Origin of the sequence: Bradyrhizobium sp. ISRA464 (assembly GCF_029910095.1) — a bacterium.
Classification (GTDB): Bacteria; Pseudomonadota; Alphaproteobacteria; order Rhizobiales; family Xanthobacteraceae; genus Bradyrhizobium.
In genome coordinates, this window is the sequence record NZ_CP094526.1 from 3,508,621 (window position 1) to 3,531,629 (window position 23,009).

Annotated in this window: 26 protein-coding genes; 16 read left to right on the plus strand and 10 right to left on the minus strand. The window is 64.0% G+C overall.

Going from position 1 to position 23,009, the window contains the following annotated elements; all coding sequences use genetic code 11:
* Window positions 1–66 precede the first annotated feature (66 nt).
* Window positions 67–414, plus strand: a complete 348-nt coding sequence (locus tag MTX19_RS16395) for a hypothetical protein (RefSeq protein WP_280984811.1) — start codon at window positions 67–69, stop codon at window positions 412–414.
* A gap of 147 nt (window positions 415–561) precedes the next feature.
* Here MTX19_RS16395 and MTX19_RS16400 read toward each other — a convergent pair whose 3' ends face one another.
* Window positions 562–1,023: a VOC family protein gene (locus MTX19_RS16400; RefSeq protein ID WP_280984428.1), complete on the minus strand. Its 462-nt coding sequence runs from the start codon at window positions 1,021–1,023 to the stop codon at window positions 562–564.
* An 851-nt stretch (window positions 1,024–1,874) separates the two neighbouring features.
* The gene (locus MTX19_RS16405) at window positions 1,875–2,225 is read right to left on the minus strand and encodes a cupin domain-containing protein (RefSeq protein WP_280984429.1); all 351 of its coding nucleotides are present in this window, start codon (window positions 2,223–2,225) and stop codon (window positions 1,875–1,877) included.
* Between the two features lie 221 nt (window positions 2,226–2,446).
* Between MTX19_RS16405 and MTX19_RS16410 the strand changes: the two genes are divergently transcribed.
* A complete protein-coding gene (locus tag MTX19_RS16410; RefSeq protein WP_280977392.1) occupies window positions 2,447–2,764 on the plus strand; it encodes a hypothetical protein in 318 nt (105 codons plus the stop codon).
* A 94-nt stretch (window positions 2,765–2,858) separates the two neighbouring features.
* Here MTX19_RS16410 and MTX19_RS16415 read toward each other — a convergent pair whose 3' ends face one another.
* The 3 genes from MTX19_RS16415 to MTX19_RS16425 all read right to left on the minus strand — a co-directional run bounded on the left by MTX19_RS16415 (window position 2,859) and on the right by MTX19_RS16425 (window position 5,033).
* The gene (locus MTX19_RS16415) at window positions 2,859–3,107 is read right to left on the minus strand and encodes a hypothetical protein (RefSeq protein ID WP_280977393.1); all 249 of its coding nucleotides are present in this window, start codon (window positions 3,105–3,107) and stop codon (window positions 2,859–2,861) included.
* A gap of 154 nt (window positions 3,108–3,261) precedes the next feature.
* Entirely contained in the window at window positions 3,262–4,269 is a 1,008-nt protein-coding gene (locus MTX19_RS16420) for an alpha/beta hydrolase (protein WP_280984430.1), read from the minus strand.
* A gap of 68 nt (window positions 4,270–4,337) precedes the next feature.
* Window positions 4,338–5,033 carry a metalloregulator ArsR/SmtB family transcription factor gene (locus tag MTX19_RS16425; RefSeq protein WP_280984431.1) on the minus strand — a complete coding sequence of 232 codons (696 nt, stop codon included), beginning with the start codon at window positions 5,031–5,033 and terminating at the stop codon, window positions 4,338–4,340.
* An 81-nt stretch (window positions 5,034–5,114) separates the two neighbouring features.
* Between MTX19_RS16425 and MTX19_RS16430 the strand changes: the two genes are divergently transcribed.
* Both MTX19_RS16430 and MTX19_RS16435 read left to right on the plus strand, forming a co-directional pair.
* Window positions 5,115–5,423, plus strand: coding sequence for an NIPSNAP family protein (locus MTX19_RS16430; protein WP_280977396.1), 309 nt, complete (start codon window positions 5,115–5,117; stop codon window positions 5,421–5,423).
* Between the two features lie 31 nt (window positions 5,424–5,454).
* Window positions 5,455–5,805: an antibiotic biosynthesis monooxygenase gene (locus MTX19_RS16435; RefSeq protein WP_280984432.1), complete on the plus strand. Its 351-nt coding sequence runs from the start codon at window positions 5,455–5,457 to the stop codon at window positions 5,803–5,805.
* Window positions 5,806–5,807: 2 nt separating this feature from the next.
* Here MTX19_RS16435 and MTX19_RS16440 read toward each other — a convergent pair whose 3' ends face one another.
* From MTX19_RS16440 to MTX19_RS16450, 3 genes are all read right to left on the minus strand, one after another.
* Window positions 5,808–5,963, minus strand: a complete 156-nt coding sequence (locus MTX19_RS16440; protein WP_280980268.1) for a hypothetical protein — start codon at window positions 5,961–5,963, stop codon at window positions 5,808–5,810.
* A complete protein-coding gene (locus tag MTX19_RS16445) occupies window positions 5,960–7,183 on the minus strand; it encodes an IS701 family transposase (RefSeq protein ID WP_280985451.1) in 1,224 nt (407 codons plus the stop codon). The genes MTX19_RS16440 and MTX19_RS16445 overlap by 4 nt, the downstream gene beginning before the upstream one ends.
* 62 nt (window positions 7,184–7,245) lie before the next feature.
* A protein-coding gene (locus MTX19_RS16450; protein WP_280985793.1) for an IS5 family transposase occupies window positions 7,246–8,009 on the minus strand; the annotation gives its coding sequence in 2 pieces (ribosomal slippage) (window positions 7,246–7,665 and window positions 7,668–8,009; 762 coding nt in all).
* A 118-nt stretch (window positions 8,010–8,127) separates the two neighbouring features.
* Here MTX19_RS16450 and MTX19_RS16455 point away from each other — a divergent pair.
* The 3 genes from MTX19_RS16455 to MTX19_RS16465 all read left to right on the plus strand — a co-directional run bounded on the left by MTX19_RS16455 (window position 8,128) and on the right by MTX19_RS16465 (window position 10,475).
* Window positions 8,128–9,351: an IS701 family transposase gene (locus tag MTX19_RS16455; RefSeq protein WP_280985451.1), complete on the plus strand. Its 1,224-nt coding sequence runs from the start codon at window positions 8,128–8,130 to the stop codon at window positions 9,349–9,351.
* The gene (locus MTX19_RS16460) at window positions 9,348–9,503 is read left to right on the plus strand and encodes a hypothetical protein (protein ID WP_280980268.1); all 156 of its coding nucleotides are present in this window, start codon (window positions 9,348–9,350) and stop codon (window positions 9,501–9,503) included. Before MTX19_RS16455 ends, MTX19_RS16460 begins: the two co-directional genes overlap by 4 nt.
* Window positions 9,504–9,662: 159 nt before the next feature.
* A complete protein-coding gene (locus MTX19_RS16465) occupies window positions 9,663–10,475 on the plus strand; it encodes an isocitrate lyase/phosphoenolpyruvate mutase family protein (protein ID WP_280984433.1) in 813 nt (270 codons plus the stop codon).
* A 65-nt stretch (window positions 10,476–10,540) separates the two neighbouring features.
* On the opposite strand, the gene MTX19_RS16470 is transcribed toward MTX19_RS16465, so the two are convergent.
* Window positions 10,541–10,984, minus strand: coding sequence for a hypothetical protein (locus tag MTX19_RS16470; protein ID WP_280984434.1), 444 nt, complete (start codon window positions 10,982–10,984; stop codon window positions 10,541–10,543).
* Window positions 10,985–11,130: 146 nt separating this feature from the next.
* Here MTX19_RS16470 and MTX19_RS16475 point away from each other — a divergent pair, with 146 nt between their 5' ends.
* Window positions 11,131–11,772 carry a trimeric intracellular cation channel family protein gene (locus MTX19_RS16475; RefSeq protein WP_280984812.1) on the plus strand — a complete coding sequence of 214 codons (642 nt, stop codon included), beginning with the start codon at window positions 11,131–11,133 and terminating at the stop codon, window positions 11,770–11,772.
* Between the two features lie 4 nt (window positions 11,773–11,776).
* Here MTX19_RS16475 and MTX19_RS16480 read toward each other — a convergent pair whose 3' ends face one another.
* On the minus strand, window positions 11,777–13,003 hold the full coding sequence (locus tag MTX19_RS16480; protein WP_280984435.1) for a cytochrome c: 1,227 nt from the start codon (window positions 13,001–13,003) through the stop codon (window positions 11,777–11,779).
* 234 nt (window positions 13,004–13,237) lie between these two features.
* On the opposite strand from MTX19_RS16480, the gene MTX19_RS16485 reads away from it, so the two are divergent.
* The 8 genes from MTX19_RS16485 (at window position 13,238) to MTX19_RS16520 (ending at window position 22,971) form a co-directional block, all read left to right on the plus strand.
* Window positions 13,238–16,729, plus strand: a complete 3,492-nt coding sequence (locus MTX19_RS16485) for an indolepyruvate ferredoxin oxidoreductase family protein (protein ID WP_280984436.1) — start codon at window positions 13,238–13,240, stop codon at window positions 16,727–16,729.
* 89 nt (window positions 16,730–16,818) lie between these two features.
* On the plus strand, window positions 16,819–17,163 hold the full coding sequence (locus tag MTX19_RS16490; protein ID WP_280984437.1) for a hypothetical protein: 345 nt from the start codon (window positions 16,819–16,821) through the stop codon (window positions 17,161–17,163).
* Between the two features lie 313 nt (window positions 17,164–17,476).
* Window positions 17,477–18,634 carry a thiolase domain-containing protein gene (locus tag MTX19_RS16495; RefSeq protein ID WP_280984438.1) on the plus strand — a complete coding sequence of 386 codons (1,158 nt, stop codon included), beginning with the start codon at window positions 17,477–17,479 and terminating at the stop codon, window positions 18,632–18,634.
* Window positions 18,634–19,023, plus strand: a complete 390-nt coding sequence (locus MTX19_RS16500) for a Zn-ribbon domain-containing OB-fold protein (RefSeq protein WP_280984439.1) — start codon at window positions 18,634–18,636, stop codon at window positions 19,021–19,023. The genes MTX19_RS16495 and MTX19_RS16500 overlap by 1 nt, the downstream gene beginning before the upstream one ends.
* Window positions 19,024–19,228: 205 nt before the next feature.
* Entirely contained in the window at window positions 19,229–20,089 is an 861-nt protein-coding gene (locus MTX19_RS16505; protein ID WP_280984440.1) for a MaoC/PaaZ C-terminal domain-containing protein, read from the plus strand.
* A gap of 152 nt (window positions 20,090–20,241) precedes the next feature.
* Window positions 20,242–21,120, plus strand: coding sequence for an SDR family oxidoreductase (locus tag MTX19_RS16510; RefSeq protein ID WP_280977406.1), 879 nt, complete (start codon window positions 20,242–20,244; stop codon window positions 21,118–21,120).
* A 65-nt stretch (window positions 21,121–21,185) separates the two neighbouring features.
* The gene (locus tag MTX19_RS16515; RefSeq protein WP_280984441.1) at window positions 21,186–22,139 is read left to right on the plus strand and encodes a dihydrodipicolinate synthase family protein; all 954 of its coding nucleotides are present in this window, start codon (window positions 21,186–21,188) and stop codon (window positions 22,137–22,139) included.
* Between the two features lie 7 nt (window positions 22,140–22,146).
* On the plus strand, window positions 22,147–22,971 hold the full coding sequence (locus MTX19_RS16520) for an NUDIX hydrolase (protein WP_280984442.1): 825 nt from the start codon (window positions 22,147–22,149) through the stop codon (window positions 22,969–22,971).
* Window positions 22,972–23,009: the final 38 nt, after the last annotated feature.

A 23,009-nucleotide genomic window follows, 5' to 3' on the forward strand; every position in this document is an offset into this window, starting at 1 on the left:
CCTTCGCTCCAAGCGATCTGCGGCGGGTTACGGCTTCGCCTAAGCCGCCCTACGAGCTTGAGCATGATGACCGAAGACGAGCCGACCGACGAGATTTCAGAGCTCGAAGAGCTGATCGAGGACCTTGCCGAGATCGCCGAACGATGCCGGCGGATCATTCTGGGTTCGAAGGTGGCGATCGCAGGCGGGCTCGTGTTGCTGGTCGTCGCGCTACTGGGCCTGCTTGGCGACAGCCCGGCCGCCGCGCTCGGAGCGATTGCGCTGGTGCTCGGCGGGATCGTGTCGCTTGGATCGAATGTCAGCACGTTGCGACAGACGGAAGGCGCGCTCAGCTCAGCCGAGGCGCGCCGTGCGCGCCTGATCGGCAGCATCGACCTGCGCGTGGTTCACGATGCGCCGCTCAAGCTGATGTGACGTGCCAGCTCTCGTCGAGGCGTAGCCCGGATGAGCGCGGCGACATCCGGGGGCGCTCCATCAGCGCAGCAGAACTCACCCGCATATCGCTCCGCTCATGCGGGCTACGCGGCTGATAATCCGCCCCTGCGACGGCCACGCCTTCGCCTAGGCCGCCTTGTGTTGTTGCTTCATGAAGTTCGCCGCGCGCTTCTTGAGTTCGGTCGGCGGCACGTCCTCGATGTGTGTGCCGATGTGCCAGTGGTTGCCGGCCGGGTCCTTCACGCCGCCGCTGCGGTCCCCATAGAATTGGTCCGCGGGTTCCATCAACGATGTGGCGCCGGCCTTGAGCGCCATCTGATAGACCGCATCGACGTTGGGCACGTAGAGATACAGCATGGTGGACGTAGCCTGTGCACGCTCCGAGGAGTCGGCAATCATCACGATGGAGTTTCCTATTTTGAACTCCGCATGCATGATCTTGCCGTCGGGGCGCATCATCGGCTCGAATACCGGTTGCGCTCCGAACGCCTCTTTCATGAAGCGGATGATTTTCTCCGCGCCATCGACGACGAGGTAGGGGGTGATGGTGTGGAATCCCTCGGGAACCGGCTTCACCTGTGTTGCCATGGTTGTCTCCTCTGGTTGCTTGATCCACGCAAGGCGCCCCCAGCCCGCCTTCTTCTTTTGGTTGGATTGTCTATCCGGTCTTTGAGCAAAGTATGACCGCCATTGTGCCGCGCTGGACGGATTGAGCAGGGGCGTGTCGATGGGCGAGGCGCGGGGTGGCCTGCGACAAAATAACCCGACGGGCAAAATTCTGCTTCCGTCGTCGGGCAACTCAGCACTACGACTCCGCCCGTCTCACCCGATGAGGGGCGGATCGCGATCGTCACGAACGCGGTGTGGGATGCGGTGGACGCTAAGTGCGCAACTGACGAGTGCGCATGAGGCGGACGGTGAAGTCGTGTGGTTCCGACGCCCCAGTGGCAGGTGTCTCTTCGCTAGGCACGCGAAAGCGTGTTTGCGAAGACGGTGACAAAAAAGCCAAGTCTCGCCGGGGAGAGCACGAAGTAAGCCGTAACCCATCGCGCAGGGAAAGCCGGGATTGCTCCGGTTTCACCTGTGGTCCTACCTCCCGTGCTTTCCATTTGCACGGGACCCATGGGTGCGATCGGCGCCCGGCTTTCCCTGCGCCCTCTGCTCAAGAGGGGGCGAAACGAACGGCAAAAGCTCGGACACATCGTGCCGCGGGAACGCGAAGCCATATCTCAACGACTGTCATCGCCCGCGAAAGCGGGCGATCCAGTATTCCAGAGGCCGCAGTGATTGATCCGAGAGGCCGCAGCGTACTGGATACCCCGCATGCGCGGGGTATGACGGCGGGGCGGAGCGATGGATTGCTTCCGCCTTGGCCGAGGCTTCGGCGGACAAGTCGTCGCTTCGCTCCTCGCAATGACGATGGGATGCAGCGCGCGAACCTAGCTCGCCGCCAGCGGCACGTAATCGTATTCGCCGACGCCTTGCAGGATCAGGAAGGTGAGCGACGTGGTGCCGGCATTGGTCACGAGGTGAGGGCGGGTCGGCCTGACGGCATAGACCTCGCCGGGCTTCAAATTCACTTCCTCCTTGGGCTCCTGCAGGAACAGCCGCATCTGGCCTTCCAGAACGTAGAAGGTGTCGGAGATATTGCTGTGGCTGTGCCACGGCACCTTCTGCGTCGGCGAGAGTTGCAACTCAGTGATGCGAAAGCCGGGGCGGGCGGCGTGCTGGGCGCGGCGCTCGACTTCGTAGAGATGGCTGGCATCCTTGACCGGCTGTCCTTGCTTCATGGCGGCCTCCCTGAGATTTTCCTGGGTCCCGTCTGGCGGGAAGCAAGGATGCTAACCCTGTTGCGCCGCGCACGGAACGGTCAGATCGGACATGACGGGTCAGCGCGGCAGCGTGTGGACGGCGGGTGAGCGTCAGCGTAACCCGCCATATTAGGAACGTTACGCGGCGGGTCACGGCTTCGCACAACCCGCCCTACGAGAACAAATTGTGGAGGAGCCCAATGCCTGCTGCCTATTTCGTCGTCCGCGCCACCGTCACCGATGCCGCCAGGCGACCAGCCTTCGATGCGTGGTACTCGCGCGAGCATCTGCCTGACGCGATGAAATCGTTCGGCGCGCAGCGCGCGTGGCGATGCTGGAGCCTGAGCGATCCGTCGCTGCATCAGGCGACGTATCAGTTCGCCGACCAGGCGGCACTCGAACGCGCGGTCAACAGCGATCACATGAAGCGGCTGGTCGCCGATTTCAATCGCGACTGGCCGGACGTGACGCGCACGCGCGATCTGTTGCTGCTCGCCGAAGAGGCGATGGCGACATGATGGTTGTATGACGTGATGCTGCGGTCGAAAGACAAGCATCGCAAAAGAAAAACCCCGCACGAGACGGGGCTTTGTTGATCGTATCGTGCCGCGATCAGATCGGGCGGCAGCGGCCGTAGCGCCAGGCGAAGCCCCGTGGGCAAATGCGCCCGCGCGGCGCCACCACAACCGGCGGCCGAACAACGACTGGGCCCGGAGCGACCACGACAGGGCCGCGGTTCCTGACGCAGCCGCCATAGGGTCCGCGATGCCAGCCGGGGCCGCATCCACCCGCTGCTTCAGCGGCGCTCATTCCGGCGAACGCGGTCGTGACCAAAATTGCTGCTGCAAAAAGATACTTCATGTCTGCTCCTTCGATATGAGCCGCGGCTAGCGGCACCGCAACAATCATCCACTCCCGATTCGCCCGGCCGGATCATTACAGAAGCCGTGCCTTCCGTCGCCGACCGTAACGTCTCGGGCTGAATGCGACATGAACATTGCAGCTTGGGGCTGCGTCAGTGCGCCGCAAGGAAACCCAGCAACAATTCGTCATACTTCGCGCGCGCTTCGAGGAACACCAGATGCCCGGTGTTCGGAATCACCTCGGCGCGCGCGTTTTGCATCTTCGCCGCCAGCTCCTTGGCGAGATCGGCGTTGTGGCCCATCTTCGGCCGCAGCGCTTCCGGTGCGTTCGGCCGGCCCGGTGCGTTGTGATCGTCGGCGCCCATGATGAACAGCGTCGGCTGCGTGATCAGCGGGATCTCGTGCACGACGGGCTCGCGATAGATCATCTGCCCCGAAGCGACGAAGGCGTGCAGCCAGCGCGGATATTCGGCGCTGCCTTTGATGTTGAAGCGCGCGTCGATGAACGGCGTCACCTGGTCCGGTGGCAGCTTCAGCGCATAATTGGTCTCAAGCTGCTTGCGATAACCGTCCGCAGTCAGCTTGTCCTCGTGCTCGAGGATCTTTTCGGTCGGCGTCGGCGGCACATAGAGGCGGTAGTCTTCAAGTCCGATCGGCGCGGTCAACACCAGATGATTGACGCGATCGGGATAGGCGCGGGCGATGCGGACGGCCACCATGCCGCCCATCGAATGCGCGACGACATTGGCCTTCGGGATCTGCAGATGATCGAGCAGGGTGACGGTGTTGCGCGCGAGGTTGTCGAAATGCAGATCGCCCTCGGGCTTCGACGATTTGCCGAAGCCGACCTGGTCCGGCACCACGACGCGATAGCCGGCATCGGTCAGCGTCTTGATGACGGGCGCCCAGTAGCTCGAGGGGAAGTTGCGGCCGTGCAGCAGCACCACGGCGCGTCCGTTCGGCTGTGCCGGTGCCACGTCCATATAGGCCATCCGCAGTTGCTCGCCGTCATTGACCAGCGGCAGCATGTGAACGGGATAGGGATAGGGGAAGCCTTCGAGCCCGATGCCATAGGGTTCGCGCTCGGCGGCGGAGGCGTGCGCAAGGGGCAAGGCGAGCACGGCGCCGAACAGCGCCGCGGCGAAGGAACGATAGTTCATTGAAGGCTCCGGAAAGCGATGTCACGCGTTCGTGCGCGCCAGCCTGGCGCTGGGTCGAACGCGCGCCGTTATTCGCCCGCCCCGAACAGCGCGGCAAATCGCTTTTCGCCGTTTCGCGAAAAATTGACCACGCGGCTGCCCGGCGTGGCATCGCGCGCGGCCCATTTCAGTTCCGTGAAACGGTCCATCATGGCTGCACCCAAGGTCCCTGCGAGATGATGTCGTCGCTCGCTCCAGTCGAGGCAGGCCTTGCACACGGGACGGCGCGGATGCGTGAGCGCGTCGGCGTCGATCTGCAGCTCCTCGGCCATGAAGCGCTTGCCTTCGCCGGTGAGCTCGATCGCCTGCTTGGTCTGGCGGATCAGCTTCTGCCGCTTCATGCTGTCGAGCATCTGCACGCCGAGATCGCCCGCGAGATGGTCGTAGCAGATGCGTGCACGGCGCAGCGCCGGATCCTTCGGCCCGGTGCGCACGCGCATATGGCCGGCGCGGGCGGCGATGCCCTGCAGGCCTTCGAGCACATCGGCGACGTCCGGGTCGGTGAGGCGGTAGTAGCGGTGGCGGCCCTGCTTTTCCGGCTCGACCAACCCGCCGGCCTCGAGCTTCGCCAGATGCGAGCTCGCTGTCTGCGGCGTAATGCCGGCCTCCTGCGCAAGCTCGCTCGCGGTCAGGGCGCGGCCGGTCATCAGCGCGGTGAGCATGTTGCAGCGCGCGGGATCGCCGACGAGGGCAGCGATCCTGGAGATGTCGGGTCCTGCTTTCATAGTTCGATACTAGCCGAAGCATCGGCGTCGGACAAGCGGCTAGTCTCCTTGCAATGACCGGGACAATCAGGAGGCCATCACATGACCGTCACCGTCTTCATCCGCTACCAGCTCGATCCGTTCAAGCGTGCGATGTTCGAGGAGTATTCGCGGAACTGGCTCTCGATCATCCCGCGCTGCGGCGGCGATCTGATCGGCTACTGGATGCCGCACGAGGGCACCAACAACATCGCGTTTGCGCTGATCTCGTTCGAGAATCTCGCCGCCTATGAGGCCTATCGGGCGCGGCTGCGCACCGACAAGGAGGGGGTGGCGAACTTCAACTTCGCGGAAGAAAACAGGTTCATCCTGGCGGAGGAGCGGACCTTTCTGCGCAAGGTCGCGCTATAGTGCGTCCATCACAATAAGAGCGGAGCCATCCATGATCGCCGTGATCTTCGAAGTCTGGCCGAAGCCGGAGCATCGGCAGCAATATTTCGACCTGGCCGCCGAATTGAAGCCGATCCTGCAGGAGATCGACGGCTTCATCTCTGTCGAGCGGTTCGAGAGCATCACCGAGAAGGGCAAGTTCGTGTCGCTGTCGTTCTTCCGCGACGAGGCGGCGGTCGAGGCCTGGCGCAACACGGTCGAGCATCGCCGCACCCAGGCCAAGGGCCGCGCCCGGATCTTCGAGAATTATCGCCTGCGCGTCGCCAGCGTGATCAGGGACTACGGCATGAACGAGCGCGAGCAGGCGCCGAAGGATAGCCGCGCGGTCCACGAGGCACGCTAGCATTACAGTTGTAATTTTTGCTTGAGATGCGCTTTGCGCGCGTTGGCTTGATGAGCCCTGCGCCAGGATGACCATGCGAGGATGTGGGCATGCGGGATGCGCCGCTGGGCGAGCTTCATGGCGATGCGGCGGATTTCCGGGATCGACCAGCGGATCAAGAACGATGCTTCGGTCGGGGCCGCGGTCGCGTTTTTTTAAGCAATGCTCCGGTGTTGGCCCGATGACGGATGACGGCCATCGTGGCGAAGGCAAGCATGACCAGTGAGACATGGCGATGCCAGCCATGCCAGGAGCGGGTTTCGTTGTGATCAAGACCGAGCTCGTTCTTGGCGGTTTCGAAGCTGTCTTCGATGGCCCAGCGATGGCCTTCCACGGATACCAGCTTCTGCATGGACGTGCCCTTGGGGCACCATGTGGAGAAGAAGGCTAAGCTGTTGTCGGCAATATTGCGGCGGATCAGAAGACCTCGGGTCCATTCCCCGGCAAGGTCGTCGTTGTATTCGCCGGCGTCGAGATCGGCCAGCTCAAGATAGGCCCAGTCGTGCCAGCGCGGACCTTTGGTTCCTTCGCCGGACGGCAGGCGGCGCCAGGCCTTCTTGGGAAGGCTCTGCGCGATCGTAGAGGCAGTGCCGGCGACAGGCTGCTGCTTGCCCCAGGAATAGAACACGTGATTGGAAGCAACCCCCAGAACATAGCCTTTGCCCGCCTTGCGCAGCAGGGTTTCGATCGCTCCCGTGCCATACACGCTGTCCGCTGCTACGAACGAGAACGGCACCTTTGCGGCGATCGCGCGAGCGATCATTTGATGCGCGATCCGGGGCTTCGTCGCAAAGCTCACATCGCTCGGGACATGTGCGGCCTTCAGGCGAGCGGGTTCGTCCGTCCATTCCTTTGGCAGGTAGAGCGCCCGATCGATGAAGGCATGGCCATGCCGCGACACATAGGAGGCAAACACTCCGATCTGGCAATTGGTGATCTTGCCCGCCGAGCCAGTGTACTGGCGCGCGACCCCACACGAGGCCTTGCCCTGTTTCAAAAAGCCGGTCTCATCGATGACCAGAACCGCGTCCTCGTCACCCAGCGTTTCCAGCGCGTACTCACGTACAATATCGCGCAGCGCGTCGGCATCCCACTGCCCCCGACCCAGAATCGCCTGCTGGCGCCACGGGCCTGGATCGCCAGCCGCTTCCGCCCGCATCCAACCCGTCTTGCGCGGCTCGTTGCCCAACAGTCCGTCGAGAAATTGCCCCGCCGAGGCCGCGACCCGCTCTTGCGTAAACAGCGGACGGATGCGTTGCTTGGCATCTCGCAACGACGAAGCCCACAGCGTCAGCGTATCCTCAACCGACGCGCCACCAATCATCAGATCCCGAATCATGGTCGCCCATAGATTCAGAACCTTCAGGAAGATGCAACTGTAATGCTAGGCAGTGTGGACACTTATCGCATCCATAGGACGATGGCGGCGAGAGTGACGACGGCTCGGTAATTTCGGGCGGTTTTTTCGAAGCGGGTAGCGACGCGACGGAACTGCTTGAGTTTGGAGAAGCAGCATTCCACGAGATGGCGCTGGGCATAGAGATGCTTGTCGAGCGGATATTTGAGCGCGCGTGACGGGTTGTTGGGGATCACGGCGAGCGCCTTTTTGGCGGCGATGTCTTGGCGCAAATGGTCGGCGTCATAGGCTGTGTCGGCGATGACGACCTCGGCGGGCAGTCCCTCGATCAATGCGGCGGCTTGCGGTGCATCGCCCTTCTGGCCTGCGGTGAGCGTGAACCGGACAGGACATCCAAGACCGCGAACGGCCATATGGATCTTCGTGCTCAGGCCGCCGCGCGAGCGGCCAAGCGCCTGATCTTCAGGCCCCCTTTTTTCGCCCCAGCGGCGTGCTGATGCGCCCGGACGATGGTGGAATCGACGATTAGATATTCGAAGTCTGGGTCGTCGGACATCGCCTCGAAGATCCGCCACCAAACACCCTTGGTGCTCCATCGGCTGAAGCGCCGGAACACGCTGTTCCAGTCCCCGAACACCTCCGGAAGATCACGCCAGGGAGAGCCGGTCCGCACGATCCAAAGCACACCTTCCACGAACATCCGGTTGTCTCGCCCGGTCGAGCCCTTCTGGTCGGGCCGGCCGATGATCAGCGGCGCCATGCGCTCCCAGGCCGCGTCGCTCAACACCAAACGATCCATCACACCCAAGACTGCCTCCCCAAAAGCAGCCTTGAATCTGATTTGCTCTCAAAAGGGAATCCTTAGAGTCCACACTGCCTAGCATTACAGTTGCATCTTCCTGAAGGTTCTGAATCTATGGGCGACCATGATTCGGGATCTGATGATTGGTGGCGCGTCGGTTGAGGATACGCTGACGCTGTGGGCTTCGTCGTTGCGAGATGCCAAGCAACGCATCCGTCCGCTGTTTACGCAAGAGCGGGTCGCGGCCTCGGCGGGGCAATTTCTCGACGGACTGTTGGGCAACGAGCCGCGCAAGACGGGTTGGATGCGGGCGGAAGCGGCTGGCGATCCAGGCCCGTGGCGCCAGCAGGCGATTCTGGGTCGGGGGCAGTGGGATGCCGACGCGCTGCGCGATATTGTACGTGAGTACGCGCTGGAAACGCTGGGTGACGAGGACGCGGTTCTGGTCATCGATGAGACCGGCTTTTTGAAACAGGGCAAGGCCTCGTGTGGGGTCGCGCGCCAGTACACTGGCTCGGCGGGCAAGATCACCAATTGCCAGATCGGAGTGTTTGCCTCCTATGTGTCGCGGCATGGCCATGCCTTCATCGATCGGGCGCTCTACCTGCCAAAGGAATGGACGGACGAACCCGCTCGCCTGAAGGCCGCACATGTCCCGAGCGATGTGAGCTTTGCGACGAAGCCCCGGATCGCGCATCAAATGATCGCTCGCGCGATCGCCGCAAAGGTGCCGTTCTCGTTCGTAGCAGCGGACAGCGTGTATGGCACGGGAGCGATCGAAACCCTGCTGCGCAAGGCGGGCAAAGGCTATGTTCTGGGGGTTGCTTCCAATCACGTGTTCTATTCCTGGGGCAAGCAGCAGCCTGTCGCCGGCACTGCCTCTACGATCGCGCAGAGCCTTCCCAAGAAGGCCTGGCGCCGCCTGCCGTCCGGCGAAGGAACCAAAGGTCCGCGCTGGCACGACTGGGCCTATCTTGAGCTGGCCGATCTCGACGCCGGCGAATACAACGACGACCTTGCCGGGGAATGGACCCGAGGTCTTCTGATCCGCCGCAATATTGCCGACAACAGCTTAGCCTTCTTCTCCACATGGTGCCCCAAGGGCACGTCCATGCAGAAGCTGGTATCCGTGGAAGGCCATCGCTGGGCCATCGAAGACAGCTTCGAAACCGCCAAGAACGAGCTCGGTCTTGATCACAACGAAACCCGCTCCTGGCATGGCTGGCATCGCCATGTCTCACTGGTCATGCTTGCCTTCGCCACGATGGCCGTCATCCGTCATCGGGCCAACACCGGAGCATTGCTTAAAAAAACGCGACCGCGGCCCCGACCGAAGCATCGTTCTTGATCCGCTGGTCGATCCCGGAAATCCGCCGCATCGCCATGAAGCTCGCCCAGCGGCGCATCCCGCATGCCCACATCCTCGCATGGTCATCCTGGCGCAGGGCTCATCAAGCCAACGCGCGCAAAGCGCATCTCAAGCAAAAATTACAACTGTAATGCTAGAGCGCCGTCAGGCGAGGTGCGTGCGGTTCGCGAAGGCAACGCGCCGCAACAACATCGAGAGCTTCGATTCTCGCTCAGTCAGAACCGAAGCTCTGGCGCGCAGAAGCGCGCGTGCCTATCTCTGCGCGGCCAACCAGGCTCAGGGAGAAAACGATGCTGACAACTGCTGACAAACGCGCCGCCTTCAAGAAGTTGCATGAGAGCGGATGCTTCATCATTCCGAACCCGTTCGATGTCGGCAGCGCCAAGGCATTGCAGCATCTCGGCTTCAAGGCGCTGGCCTCGACCAGCGCCGGCTTTGCCTGGACCATCGGCAAGGCCGACAACCGCGTCACCGTCGATGACGTCTGCAACCATCTGACCGCGGTGTGCGCGGCCGTCGATATTCCCGTCAATGCGGACTATGAGGGCGGCTTTGCGGTGGAGCCCGACAAGGTCGCGGTCAACGTCGCGCGCGGCGTGAAGACCGGCGTCGCCGGGCTGTCGATCGAGGACTCCACTGGAGACGCAGCCAAGCCGCTGTTCGACTTTGAGCTCGCGGTGGAGCGCATCAAGGCGGCGCGCAAGGCGATCGACGCCGACAACAGCGGGGTCCTGCTCACCGGGCGCTGCGAAGCGTTTCTGTGGGGCCAGCCGGACCTCAAGCTGGTGATCGAGCGGTTGCAGGCCTATTCGGCCGCCGGGGCCGACGTTCTCTATGCGCCGGGCATCAAGACCAAGGACGAGATTTCGGCCGTCGTGAAAGCGGTGGCGCCGAAGCCGGTCAATCTCCTGATTGGCGCACCGGGCCTGTCGCTGCAGGAAGCCGGCGATCTCGGTGTGCGCCGGATCAGCGTCGGAGGCTCGCTGGCGCGGATGGCCTGGGCCGGCGTGATGAAGGCAGCGAAGGAGATGGCCGAGAAGGGCACCTTCACCGAGTTCGCCAACGGCTATCCCGGCGGCGAGCTGAACAAGATGTTCAAGTAATCAAGCGCAAAAAAGCAGCGGGCCGATGGGGCCCGCTGCCGGGAGTTTATTCGACGCGTCGGTCGTTATTTCGCATTGCTGGCCGGCGGCGCAGCGGGCTTGTTCGCGTCGGACTTGTTCATGTCAGCCGGATTCGCGCCCGACGGCGGCGTTGCAGGCTGCGCCGGCGCCGCACCCGTGGTCGTGCCGGGCTGGGTGTTCGGCTTCGGCGTCACGTCACGCATGCCCGGAGGCGCCGCGGCCGGGTTGGCCGGGTTCTGTTGCGCGGTCTGCGCGGGCGGTGTCGTGCCTGCCTGGTTCACCGATGTGTTGTTCAGTCCATAGAACAGCGCGCCCAGCACCACGGCGACCGCGACTGCGAACATGGCGACCTTGGTGCCGCTCACCGGACCTTCTCCGAGTTCCGGATCCGGCTGCAGTTCGTTATCCAAACTGTTGAAACGCGCCTGACGGTGGAATTCCTCATCGGTCAGGTTGGCGTGACGCGGATCGTTGGGATCGTAGGTCATTAATTGTTCCTCCGTTAGCACCCCAAAACTAAACGCAGGGGACAATGGCTGGCGCCTGAGGATGTTCCGCGTCAATGTTGCAACCTGCTCATGACGGAACCGCCGATTCCCGGTTCCTGACGCCTGTTTCATGAGGTTTTTTCGCGATGTGGACCTTGCCGCCCACCGACTCGGTGCTTCACGTGCTCTCGTTTATCGCGGTCGCGGCGCAGTCGATGACGGCGGCGCTCGCCGCCGGCAAGCGCAGCATGGATTGGGCCGGCGTCTGCATGCTCGGGGCCATCACGGCGCTTGGCGGCGGCACCATCCGCGACGTGCTGCTCGGCCATTACCCGCTGCTCTGGGTCGCGCACCCGATCTACCTTGCGATCGCGGCGGTTGCGGCCTTCGCCACCATCCTGCTGGCGCGGCTGGTGCATCGGCTCAACCTCGCATTCCTCGTGCTCGATGCGATCGGGCTCGTGGTGTTCACGATGGCCGGCTGCGATGTGGCGTGGCAGGTCGACGCCTCGCTGCCGATCGTGATCGTCGCCGGTATGATCACGGGCTGCGCCGGCGGCGTGCTGCGCGACATCCTCTGCAACGAGGTGCCGCTGTTGTTTCGCAGCGAGCTCTACGCCAGCGTTTCCGTCGTCACCGGCCTGTTCTACGCGACCGCGTTCGGCCTGGAGCTCAACGACCAGCTCTGGACCCTGCTGACATTCGCGCTTGGCTTGACGCTGCGTCTGCTCGCGATCCGCTACAAATGGGAGATGCCGAAATTCGTGTTCAATGGCGAGGAGCGGTGACGAATTATTTCGCCTGCCGCGCCTTCGCGACCTCGTCCGCCGTCACTGCCGGCGCAGCATTGCCCCAGGAATTGCGGATATAGGTCGCGACGTCGGCGATCTGCTGGTCCGTCAGCTTGGGATAGGACGGCATTGAGCCTGCGTTCGGCGCCCGCGGCGTGGTCACGGTCTGCGCGCCATCGAGGATGATGCGCAGCGTGCTCGCAGGATTGGCCGACTGCAGATTGGCGTTGCCGGGGAGCGGCGGGTAGATCCGCGGCGAGCCCGAACCATCGAGTTCGTGGCAGGAGACGCAGGCGCCGCGGTAGATTTGCTCGCCGTCGCTCATTTGCGCCGGCGAGGGCGGGGGGACCTCGGGCTCCGGCGCGCCGGCAGGCAGGCTCTTGAGGTAGACCGCGATCGCGCGCACGTCGGCGTCGCTCATCTTCGAGGTCGAATTGACGACCACCTCCGACATCGGCGGACCGGCGTGGCTATGCCCGTTGCGGCCGCTCTGCAGATATTCGACGATGTCGTCGACGCTCCAGGACTTCAGCCCGCTGCGATCGGCCTCATCGAGCCTTGGCGCGAACATGCCCTGGACCATGCTGCCGCCGAACGCCTGGTCGTGCCGGTCGGCGCCGAAGACGTTCTTCGGCGTGTGGCAGGCGCCGCAATGGGCGAGGCCCTCGACAAGATAGCGCCCGCGATTCCATTCGGGGCTCTTGCCCTGATCCGGCTGGATGATGCCGGGCGTAAAGAAGAGGTAATCCCAGGCCCGCATCAACACGCGGTAGTTCAGCGGCCAGCGCAGCTCCGGCGGCGGCGCCTTGTTGGCGACAGGCGCAAGCGTCGCGAGATAGGCGCGGATCGCCAGAATGTCGTCGCGGATCAGCCTGGTGAAATAGGGGTAGGGGAAGGCGGGATAGTAGTGCGTGCCGTCGGGCGAGGCGCCGGTGCGCAGCGCGCGCAGGAAGTTGTCGTCGCTCCAGCCCCCGATGCCGGTATCGCGGTCGGGCGTCAGGTTCGGCGAGAACACGGCGCCGAAGGGCGTGTCGATCCGCTTGCCGCCGGCAAAGGGCTTTGCCGGGTCGGCGGTATGGCAGCTCGCGCAATCGCCGGCGATCGTCAGCGCCTTGCCGTGGGCAACCATGTCGTCGGATGGCTCGGCCGCACATTCGCGCGCCGCGAACGCACTGCACAACAGCAGAGCTGCCAGAATCGCACCCGTCGTTCGACGTCGCTGCCCCATTCTTGCACCGTGCGGCCCACAAGCCGCGTTACGCCATTTCGCCGCAGGCCCGCCTTGCGACAGAAACCGAAACGACGCTCGGATATTCCCGGCACGATATTGCGATTTTTGAATGCCGGGCTTCCTTGCTCAGAATTGTGCTGCGCGCTGCGAAAAATCCGACATAGACTGGTTCTAACCAGCTCGGATGACTAGCTAAAAACCGGTCGTCGCGACCAACGAAAAGAGGGCTAAATGGGAATCAACCAAGGGCCTATCAGTCTCGACCAGAAATACACCCAAGACACCGGCCACGTCTTCCTGACCGGCATCCAGGCGCTGGTCCGCCTGCCCATGGCGCAGATCAGGCGCGATCGCGCGGCCGGTCTCAACACCGCAGGGTTCATCTCCGGCTATCGCGGGTCTCCCCTCGGCGGCTACGACCAGCAGTTGTTCGCCGCCCGCAAGCATCTCGAGCAGTACAACATCAAGTTCCAGCCCGGCGTGAACGAGGACTTAGCTGCCACCGCGATCTGGGGCTCGCAGCAGCTCGGGCTGTCGCCCGGCGCCAAGTATGATGGAGCCGTCGGCATCTGGTACGGCAAGGGCCCCGGCGTCGACCGCTGCGGCGACGTGTTCCGCCACGGGAATGCCGCAGGCTCGGCCAAGCATGGTGGGGTGCTCTGCCTCGCCGGCGACGACCACGGCGCAAAGTCCTCCACCGTCCCGCATCAGTCCGACCACGCCTTCATCTCCGCGCTGATGCCCTACCTCTACCCCTCCAGCATCCATGAAATGATCGAGATGGGCCTGCTGGGTATCGCGATGTCGCGGTACTCCGGCTGCTGGGTCGGCATGAAGGTGATTACCGAGACGGTCGAGACCACGGCCGAGATCGACCTCACCGACGAGATGACGCCGTTCGTGATCCCGACCGATTTCGAGCTGCCGCCGGGCGGGTTGAACATCCGCTGGCCGGACGACCGCTTCGAGCAGGACCGCCGGCTGCAGGACTACAAGGGCTTCGCCGCGATCGCCTTTGCCCGCGCCAACAAGGTCAACCGCGTCACCATGGATTCGCCGAACGCGCGCTACGGCATCATGGCCTCGGGCAAGAGCTACGAGGACATCCGCCAGGCGCTGCGCGAGCTCGGCATCACGCCTGAGATCGCCGCCAAGATCGGCATCCGCCTCTACAAGATCGGCATGCCCTGGCCGCTGGAACCGGAAGGCGTGCGCAACTTCGCGGTCGGTCTCGAGGAGATCTTCATCGTCGAGGAACGCCGCGAGATCGTCGAGAACCAGGTCAAGCAGGAGCTCTTCAACTGGCGCGACGACGTCCGCCCGCGCATCGTCGGCAAGATGGACGATCACGACAAGCGCTTTCTCACCTTTGCCGCCGAGCTCAGCGTTGCCTCATTGGCGAGCTCGCTGACCGAGCGACTTCTTCGACTTAATCTCAATCCTGAAATCGCAGAGATGCTGCGCGCCAAGGCCGACTGGTTCAACGGCCGCCAGTCGACGCAGATGCAGGCGACAGCCCCTGTCACCCGTGTGCCGTACTTCTGCTCGGGCTGCCCGCACAACACCTCGACCAAGGTGCCCGAGGGCAGCCGCGCGCTCGCCGGCATCGGCTGTCACTTCATGGCGCTGTGGATGAACCGCTCCACCGAGACCTTCACCCATATGGGCGGCGAGGGCGTGCCGTGGGTCGGCATCGCGCCGTTCACCAACGAGAACCATATCTTCGCCAATCTCGGCGACGGCACCTACTTCCATTCGGGCATTCTCGCGATCCGCCAGGCGATCGCCTCGAAGGCCAACATCACCTACAAGATCCTCTACAACGACGCCGTCGCAATGACCGGCGGTCAGCGCCACGACGGCGATCTCTCGCCGCAGCAGATCACCTTCCAGCTCCACGCCGAGGGCATCCGCGAGATCTATCTGGTCTCGGAAAATCCCGACGCCTATCCCGCCGATACGATCGCGCCCGGCGTCAAGCTGTACCATCGCGACGAGCTCGAAAACGTCATGAAGATGTGCCGCGAGTACAAGGGCACGTCGGCGATCGTGTTCGTGCAGACCTGCGCGGCCGAGAAGCGCCGCCGCCGCAAGCGCGGCCTGATGGAGGATCCGCCGCGCCGCGTGCTGATCAATCCGGCGGTCTGCGAAGGCTGCGGCGACTGCTCGGTGCAGTCGAACTGCATCTCGGTCGAGCCGCTGGAGACCGAGCTCGGCCGCAAGCGCACCATCAACCAGTCGACCTGCAACAAGGATTATTCCTGCGTGAAGGGCTTTTGCCCGTCCTTCGTCACGGTCGACGGCGGCAAGCTGAGGCGGCGCGCGCCGCCCGATCTCGGCGCGATCGGCGACCTGCCAGAGCCGGCATCGAAGCCTGCGCTGGACCGGCCCTACAACATCGCGGTCGGCGGTGTCGGCGGCACCGGCGTGCTGACGATCGGCGCGCTGCTCGGCATGGCGGCCCATATCGAGGGCAAGGCCAGCATGATCCTCGACATGTCCGGCCTCGCGCAGAAGGGCGGGGCGGTGCTGAGCCACGTTCGGCTCTCCGAACACACCGCTGACGTGACTTGCTCGCGTATCGTGACCGGCACGGCCGATCTCGTGCTTGCCGCCGACGAAGTGGTGGCGGCCTCGAAGGACACCATCACGCTCTGCGATGCGAGCCGCACCGTCGGCGTCATCAACAGCCACGTGATCCCGACCGCCGATTTCATCCTGAACCGCGACTTCAACTTCCAGACCCGCAAGGTCAACAGCGTGCTGGAGACCGAGCTACGCAAGGACTCCACCTTCTTCGACTTCACCAAGCCGGCCGAGGCGCTGCTCGGTGACAGCATCGCCACCAACATCATGATGCTGGGCTTCGCCTATCAGCGCGGCTTGCTGCCGCTGTCGGCTGAGGCGATCGAGAAGGCGATCGAGGTCAACGGCGTCTCGATCAAGATGAACACGCAGGCGTTCGAACTGGGGCGGCTCGCCGCCGCCGATCCGGCGCGTCTGGCCGCGATGCTGAAGGATCAGGACGACGTCGTTCCGCCGAAGACACTGGACGCGATGTCGCTCGATGAGATCATAAGCCACCGCATGGCGCTCTTGACCGACTACCAGAGCTCGCGCCTGGCGAAGCGTTACCGCAAGCTGGTCGACCAGGTCCGTGAGGCCGCGACCAAGGGCGGCTTTGGCGAGGCGCTGCCGCGCGCGGTCGCAATCAACTACGCCAAGCTGCTCGCCTACAAGGACGAGTACGAGGTGGCGCGTCTGTTCACCGACGGCCATTTCGAGAAGCAGTTGCGCGACCAGTTCGAAGGCGAGTTCAAGTTCAGCTTCAATCTCGCGCCGCCGATCCTCGGCGGCGGTCTCGATGCGCAGGGCCGGCCGAAGAAGCGCGCGTTCGGCGCCTGGATGATGTCCGTCTTCAAGGTGCTGGCGAAATTCCGCTTCCTGCGCGGCACGCCGCTCGACATCTTCGGCTACAACGCCGATCGCAAGCTGGAGCGCGATCTGATCACGGGCTACGAGAAGGATGTCGCAACCGTGCTCAGCCTGCTATCGCCGCTCAATCACGACATCGCGGTTGAACTGCTGTCGCTGCCCGATCGCATCAGAGGCTACGGCCCGGTGAAGGAGAAGGCGATCGCGGAGGCAAAGGTTCGCTACGCGCAACTCGCCGCCGACCTCGCCAATCCACCGCCGGCACCGCGGCAGATGGCGGCGGAGTAGGGCAGTTCAATCGGTGAGGTGGTTTGGCGCAGCGTGGCCCGCAGCTTCGGTTGCTATGCTTGCGGACGTCACGCGTATGGGGGCGGCGGATGGACTTGACCAAGAGGATCGTCACGCAGGCGCCTCTCGAAGAACTTTGGAACGATAATGGACCGTTAGACGCGCGCCGTGGGGAACGGGCAGGCGAAACGGAAATCGTTCGGCTTCTGCAGGATGGCTCGACTTTCGTGGTTGCCGACGCAGGACTTCCTTTGCGGTGGATATCCGCAGACGATCGTTTTGCGTTCTGGAAGGACGAAGTGAAGTATCGACTGGTGGCTTTAGACGCTGATCGCTTTGACGTCTGCAACTATCCCGGCAGCTACTGCTATGTCGCGACGATGTGGCCGTGCGCGTCGCTCGGACCGGTGATCGTTCTGGAAAAGCATCATTAGTTCGGCCAAAGGTTCGCTACGCGCAACTCGCCGCCGACCTCGCCAACCCGCCGCCGGCACCGCGGCAGATGGCGGCAGAGTGAGCTGACCCTCGCGGTGAGGAGGCGTATAGCGCCGTCTCGAACCATGAGGCCTCGATCTTGCCTGTGGCCCATCCTTCGAGACGACCGCTTCGCGATCTCCTCAGGATGAGGTCGAGTATGTGGCGGCCGGCGATCGCAGTCTCGCCTGACGGAATATTTCCGCGCTTGCCAAGGTCGCGCGGGCAGTTCAGAAAAACGCTGGACGGTTAAGAACGCCAGCGGAGAACGATTTGACCATCAAGGGCAAAGCCTACATTGCCGGGATCTACGAACATCCCACCCGGCACGCACCCGACAAATCAACTGCACAGCTTCACGCCGAGGTCGCCAAGGGCGCGCTCGAGGACGCGGGGCTTACCAAGGACGATATCGACGGCTATTTCCTTGCCGGCGATGCGCCGGGCGGCTTGTGGCCGATGGTCGATTATCTCGGCCTCAACACCAAGAAGCTGCGCCACGTCGATTCCACCGAGACCGGCGGCTGTTCCTATCTGATCCATCTCGGCCATGCCGCCGAGGCGATCGCCGCCGGCAAGTGCTCGGTCGCGCTGGTCACGCTGGCGGGCAAGCCGCGCACCGGCCCGATGCCGCCGCGTGCCGCCGGCGCCGAGCTCGATTTCGAGTCCGCCTACGGGGCTACCACGCATAATGCCTACGGCATGTGTGCCATGCGTCACATGCACGACTACGGCACCACCTCCGAGCAGCTCGCCTGGATCAAGGTCGCGGCCTCGCATCACGCGCAATACAACCCGCATGCGATGCTGAAGGAGGTTGTGACGGTCGAGGACGTTCTGAACTCGCCGATGATCTCCGACCCGCTGCACCGCATGGATTGCTGCGTCGTCACCGACGGCGGCGGCGCGATGATCGTCACCACGCCCGAGATCGCCAAGAGCCTGAAGAAGCCGCTGGTCCGGCTGATCGGCCATGGCGAGGCGATGAAGGGTCCGCGCGGCGGCAAGGATCTCGATCTGACGTACTCCGCCGGCGTGTGGTCCGGCCCGCGCGCCTTCGAAGAAGCGGGCGTGACGCCGAAGGACATCAAATACGCCTCGATCTACGACAGCTTCACCATCACCGTGCTGATGCAGCTCGAAGACCTCGGCTTCTGCAAGAAGGGCGAGGGCGGCAAGTTCGTCGCCGACGGCAATCTGATCTCGGGCGTCGGCAAGCTGCCGTTCAACACGGATGGCGGCGGCCTCTGCAGCAACCACCCCGTCAACCGCGGCGGCATGACCAAGATCCTCGAGGCCGTCCGTCAGCTGCGCGGCGAAGCGCATCCGAAGGTGCAGGTGCCGAACTGCGACCTCGCCATCGCCCACGGCACCGGCGGTCTGCTCGGCGTTCGCCACGCCGCCTCAACCTGCATTCTGGAGCGTGCGTAATGTCTGAAGCCAAGAAGTACAATGCCCCGGTGACCAACCCGGAGACCGCGCCGTTCTGGGAGGCGGCGAAGGCGGGCAAGTTCATGATCAAGCGCTGCAACACTTGCGGCGAAGCGCATTACTTCCCGCGCGCGATCTGCCCGTTCTGCTTCTCCGACAAGACGGTGTGGGAAGAGGCGAGCGGTGAGGCGACGGTCTACACCTACAGCCTGATGCGGAAGTCGCCGACCGGTCCCTATGCGATCGCCTATGTGACGCTGAAGGAAGGTCCGTCGCTGCAGACCAACATCGTCGATTGCGACCTGGAGAAGGTGACGATCGGCCAGAAGGTGAAGGTGGTGTGGAAGCCGACCGACGGCGCGCCGCTGCCGTTCTTCACGCCGGCCTAAGAAGTACCGTCCCCCCTTGCGGGGGAAGGTGGCAGCCGAAGGCTGCCGGAAGAGGGGTTTCTCTCCGCGAGAGAGATGCGTCTGTGGAGGCAACCCCTCTCCCTGAGGAGTTCGTTGCGCAACCGGTGTGGCCCTCTCCCGCAAGGGGAGAGGGCTCAACAACGGGTACCGCGCTGAAGGAAAGAAGTTCGGGGAGAAAACAACAATGCCGATCGTGTACGAACAGCTGATGGCCCTGAAAAATCTCGGCCAGAAATACAGCTACACTGACCGCGACGTGATGCTCTATGCCTACGGCATCGGCTTAGGGGCCGATCCGATGGACGAGAAGGAGCTCGCCTTCGTCAATGAGGGCACGCTGACGCCGCGTCCGCTGAAGGTGGTGCCGACCTTCGCGTCGGTGGCCGCGTGGGGCGCCGGGCCCGGCGAGATGAATCTGAACCGCGTGATGGTGGTCGACGGCGAGCGTGACATCACCTTCCACAAGCCGTTCGCGACAGCCGCCCACATCACCGCCGACTCCACGGTGCTCGACGTCTTCGACAAGGGCAAGGACAAGGGCGCGGTGATCCGCCACCAGACCGTGCTGAACGACGAGAAGGGCGAGAAGCTTGCCACGCTGGTCGCGTCGCGTTTCGCCCGCGGCGACGGCGGCTTTGGCGGACCGTCGGACGGCCAGCCCGAGCCGCACAAGGTGCCGGAGCGCGCCCCCGACAAGGTGGTCGACATTACGACGCGGCCCGACCAGGCGCTGATCTACCGTCTGTGCGGCGACCGCAATCCGCTGCACTCCGATCCGGAGTTTGCGAAGAAGGCCGGCTTCCCGCGGCCGATCCTGCACGGCATGTGCACCTACGGCATCACCTGCCGCGGCGTGCTGCAGACCTATGCCGACTACGATCCGTCCGCCTTCAAGCAGCACGTGGCGAGGTTCTCCTCGCCGGTGTTTCCCGGCGAGACCGTGACCATGGAGTTGTGGAAGGACGGCAATGTGGTCTCGTTCGAGGCCAAGGTGAGGTCGCGCGGCGTCACCGTGATCAGGAACGGCAAGACGGTGCTGGCGTAACGATGTCGCAGGCTGTGGTCTGACTTGTGTCGTCATGCCCGGCCTTGTGCCGGGCATCCACGTCTTTCTTTCCGCGGAGACAGAAGACGTGGATGGCCGGGACGAGCCCGGCCATGACGGAGAAAAACCAAGAACAAAACGGAGAAGCAACCATGGGATTACTCGACGGCAAGGTGGCGCTGATCACGGGCGCCGGTGGCGGACTTGGTGAAGCCTACGCAAAGCTGTTCGCGCGCGAGGGCGCGGCGGTGGTGGTCAACGACCTCGGTGGGCCGCGCGACGGCTCGGGTTCCGACAAGTCGATGGCACAAAAGGTGGTCGACGCGATCAAGGCCGAGGGCGGCCGCGCGGTCGCCAACGGCGCCGACATCTCGACCATGGCCGGCGGCCAGTCAGTGTTCGACGACGCCATCAAGAATTTCGGCCGCGCCGACATCCTGGTCAACAATGCCGGCATCCTGCTCGACGAGACCTTCCACAAGGCCAAGGAAGCGAACTGGGACAAGGTGATGAAGGTGCATCTGAAGGGCACCTTCTGCTGCACCCAGCCGGTGTTCAAATGGATGCGCGACAATGGCGGCGGCGTTATCGTCAACACGTCGTCCACCTCCGGCCTGATCGGCAATTTCGGCCAGACCAATTACGGCGCGGCCAAGGGTGGCATCTGGGGCCTCTCCAACGTGCTGGCGATCGAGGGCCGCAAGTACAACATCCGGATCTGGACGCTGGCGCCGGGCGCCTTGACCCGCATGACTGCAGACCTGCCCCGCTACAAGGAGAACCCGGGTGCGGCGCTCGGTCCGGACGGCATCGCGCCGGCAGTGCTATACATGGTCAGCGACTTGTCGGGCGACCAGACCGGCAAGGTGCTCGGCGTCTCGGGCCCGCGCGGCGTCCGCGAGATGCGGATGATGGAAATGGAGGGCTGGAAGCCGCCATTTACCGGCTGGAAGGCCGAGGACATCGTCACCCATGCCAAGGAGATCTTCTTCTCCGAGGAACAGATCAAGATGGGCGCGCGGCGGTTCTGACCCATGCTATAGGGGCCGGGGCGGCGCCGGATGGCCCGCCCCGGATACCCAACGAGGACCTCATCATGAAGCTCACCGCCCAGGCCGCAGGAACCTTTGCGATCGCGCCGACCCCGTTCCATGACGACGGCCGCATCGACGAGACATCCATCGACCGGTTGACCGATTTCTACACCGAGGTCGGCTGCGACGGCGTCACGGTGCTCGGCATCCTGGGCGAGGCACCGAAGCTCGATGCCGCCGAGGCCCAGCAGGTCGCGCTCCGCTTCGTCAAGCGCGCCAAGAAGCTGCAGGTGATCGTCGGCGTCTCCGCGCCGGGCTTCGCCTCGATGCGGTCGCTGGCGAAGGCCTCGATGGACGCGGGCGCCGCCGGCGTCATGATCGCGCCGCCGCCGAGCCTGCGCACCGACGACCAGATCGTCACCTATTTCAAGCAGGCGCAGGATGCGATCGGCGACGACATTCCCTGGGTGCTGCAGGATTATCCGCTGACGCTGACGGTCGTGTTCACGCCCGCCGTGATCCGCAAGATCGTGATGGACAGTCCGTCCTGCGTGATGCTCAAGCACGAGGACTGGCCGGGCCTGGAGAAGATCTCGACACTGCGCAACTTCCAGAAGGACGGCTCGCTGCGGCCGCTGTCCATCCTGGTCGGCAATGGCGGCCTGTTCCTCGATTTCGAGATGGAGCGCGGCGCCGACGGCGCGATGACCGGCTACGCCTTCCCTGAACTCCTGATCGATGTCGTCAACCTGTCCAAGGCCGGCAAGCGCGATGCCGCGCACGATCTGTTCGATGCGCATCTGCCGCTGATCCGTTACGAGCAGCAGCCCGGCGTCGGCCTCACCGTGCGCAAATACGTGCTGCAGAAGCGCGGCATCATCTCCTCCAGCGCCCAGCGCAAGCCGGGTGCGGTCATCACGCCGCAGGCGAGGGCGGAGGTGGACTATCTGTTGTCGCGCGTGGCCCGCGTGGACCGCCGCGCCAACCTGCAACCCCAATCCAGCGCAGCAGGCTAGCCCCTTTATGACCGAGATCGTAGCCCCGCGCCTTGCGTCGACCGTGTTGCTGCTGCGTGACGCCACGTCGTCACGCGACGTCAGCGGCAATAGCCGCGACGGGATCGAAGTCTTCATGATGGTCCGCCATCACCAGATCGAGTTCAACTCGGGTGCGCTGGTGTTTCCGGGCGGCAGCGTCGACAAGAACGATAAGGAGATCGCGGCGAGTCCCGCGCTCTATTCCGGCGGGGCAGGGCTCGACCCCGACGCGCTCGGTTTCCGCATCGCCGGGATCCGCGAGACCTTCGAGGAGAGCGGCATCCTGCTGGCGCGGCCGAAGGGCTCGAAGGACCTGGTCGAGGCCAGGCGGGCGAGCGAAATCGCGCACGCCCATCGCGCTGATCTGAACGAGGGCAAGATCACGTTCCAGAAGATCCTGGCCGACAACGGCATGGTGCTGGCGCTCGACGAGCTCGTGCCCTATGCGCACTGGATCACGCCGGAGGGCATGCCGAAGCGATTCGACACCTGGTTCTTCCTCGCCGCCGCTCCGCCGGAGCAGCTCGGTGCACATGACGGCAAGGAATCCACCGACTCGATCTGGGTGTCGCCGCGCGAGGCGCTTGAGGGCGGCGAGTCCGGGCGCTTCAAGCTGCCGTTCCCGACCACCCGCAACCTGATCCGGCTCGGCAAGCAGGCGAGCGTGCAGGCCGCGCTCGCCGATGCCGAGGGCATGTCGATCGTCACGGTGATGCCCGTGATGACCAAGACCGCGACCGGCCGCCAGCTCCGCATCCCCAAGGAAGCCGGCTATGACGGCGAGATCTTCGAGGTCGGCGCAGCGGGGTAGGGCGTCGTCCGCGCCTGCCTCACCATCGTTTGCCCGGG

Excerpts from the sequence above, each read along its gene's own strand:
- MTX19_RS16395 (WP_280984811.1), top strand. The coding sequence starts at position 67 with ATGACCGAAGACGAGCCGACCGACGAGATTTCAGAGCTCGAAGAGCTG.
- MTX19_RS16400 (WP_280984428.1), bottom strand. The coding sequence starts at position 1,023 with ATGGCAACACAGGTGAAGCCGGTTCCCGAGGGATTCCACACCATCACC.
- MTX19_RS16405 (WP_280984429.1), bottom strand. The coding sequence starts at position 2,225 with ATGAAGCAAGGACAGCCGGTCAAGGATGCCAGCCATCTCTACGAAGTC.
- MTX19_RS16410 (WP_280977392.1), top strand. The coding sequence starts at position 2,447 with ATGCCTGCTGCCTATTTCGTCGTCCGCGCCACCGTCACCGATGCCGCC.
- MTX19_RS16415 (WP_280977393.1), bottom strand. The coding sequence starts at position 3,107 with ATGAAGTATCTTTTTGCAGCAGCAATTTTGGTCACGACCGCGTTCGCC.
- MTX19_RS16420 (WP_280984430.1), bottom strand. The coding sequence starts at position 4,269 with ATGAACTATCGTTCCTTCGCCGCGGCGCTGTTCGGCGCCGTGCTCGCC.
- MTX19_RS16425 (WP_280984431.1), bottom strand. The coding sequence starts at position 5,033 with ATGAAAGCAGGACCCGACATCTCCAGGATCGCTGCCCTCGTCGGCGAT.
- MTX19_RS16430 (WP_280977396.1), top strand. The coding sequence starts at position 5,115 with ATGACCGTCACCGTCTTCATCCGCTACCAGCTCGATCCGTTCAAGCGT.
- MTX19_RS16435 (WP_280984432.1), top strand. The coding sequence starts at position 5,455 with ATGATCGCCGTGATCTTCGAAGTCTGGCCGAAGCCGGAGCATCGGCAG.
- MTX19_RS16445 (WP_280985451.1), bottom strand. The coding sequence starts at position 7,183 with ATGATTCGGGATCTGATGATTGGTGGCGCGTCGGTTGAGGATACGCTG.
- MTX19_RS16455 (WP_280985451.1), top strand. The coding sequence starts at position 8,128 with ATGATTCGGGATCTGATGATTGGTGGCGCGTCGGTTGAGGATACGCTG.
- MTX19_RS16465 (WP_280984433.1), top strand. The coding sequence starts at position 9,663 with ATGCTGACAACTGCTGACAAACGCGCCGCCTTCAAGAAGTTGCATGAG.
- MTX19_RS16470 (WP_280984434.1), bottom strand. The coding sequence starts at position 10,984 with ATGACCTACGATCCCAACGATCCGCGTCACGCCAACCTGACCGATGAG.
- MTX19_RS16475 (WP_280984812.1), top strand. The coding sequence starts at position 11,131 with ATGTGGACCTTGCCGCCCACCGACTCGGTGCTTCACGTGCTCTCGTTT.
- MTX19_RS16480 (WP_280984435.1), bottom strand. The coding sequence starts at position 13,003 with ATGGGGCAGCGACGTCGAACGACGGGTGCGATTCTGGCAGCTCTGCTG.
- MTX19_RS16485 (WP_280984436.1), top strand. The coding sequence starts at position 13,238 with ATGGGAATCAACCAAGGGCCTATCAGTCTCGACCAGAAATACACCCAA.
- MTX19_RS16490 (WP_280984437.1), top strand. The coding sequence starts at position 16,819 with ATGGACTTGACCAAGAGGATCGTCACGCAGGCGCCTCTCGAAGAACTT.
- MTX19_RS16500 (WP_280984439.1), top strand. The coding sequence starts at position 18,634 with ATGTCTGAAGCCAAGAAGTACAATGCCCCGGTGACCAACCCGGAGACC.
- MTX19_RS16505 (WP_280984440.1), top strand. The coding sequence starts at position 19,229 with ATGCCGATCGTGTACGAACAGCTGATGGCCCTGAAAAATCTCGGCCAG.
- MTX19_RS16510 (WP_280977406.1), top strand. The coding sequence starts at position 20,242 with ATGGGATTACTCGACGGCAAGGTGGCGCTGATCACGGGCGCCGGTGGC.
- MTX19_RS16515 (WP_280984441.1), top strand. The coding sequence starts at position 21,186 with ATGAAGCTCACCGCCCAGGCCGCAGGAACCTTTGCGATCGCGCCGACC.
- MTX19_RS16520 (WP_280984442.1), top strand. The coding sequence starts at position 22,147 with ATGACCGAGATCGTAGCCCCGCGCCTTGCGTCGACCGTGTTGCTGCTG.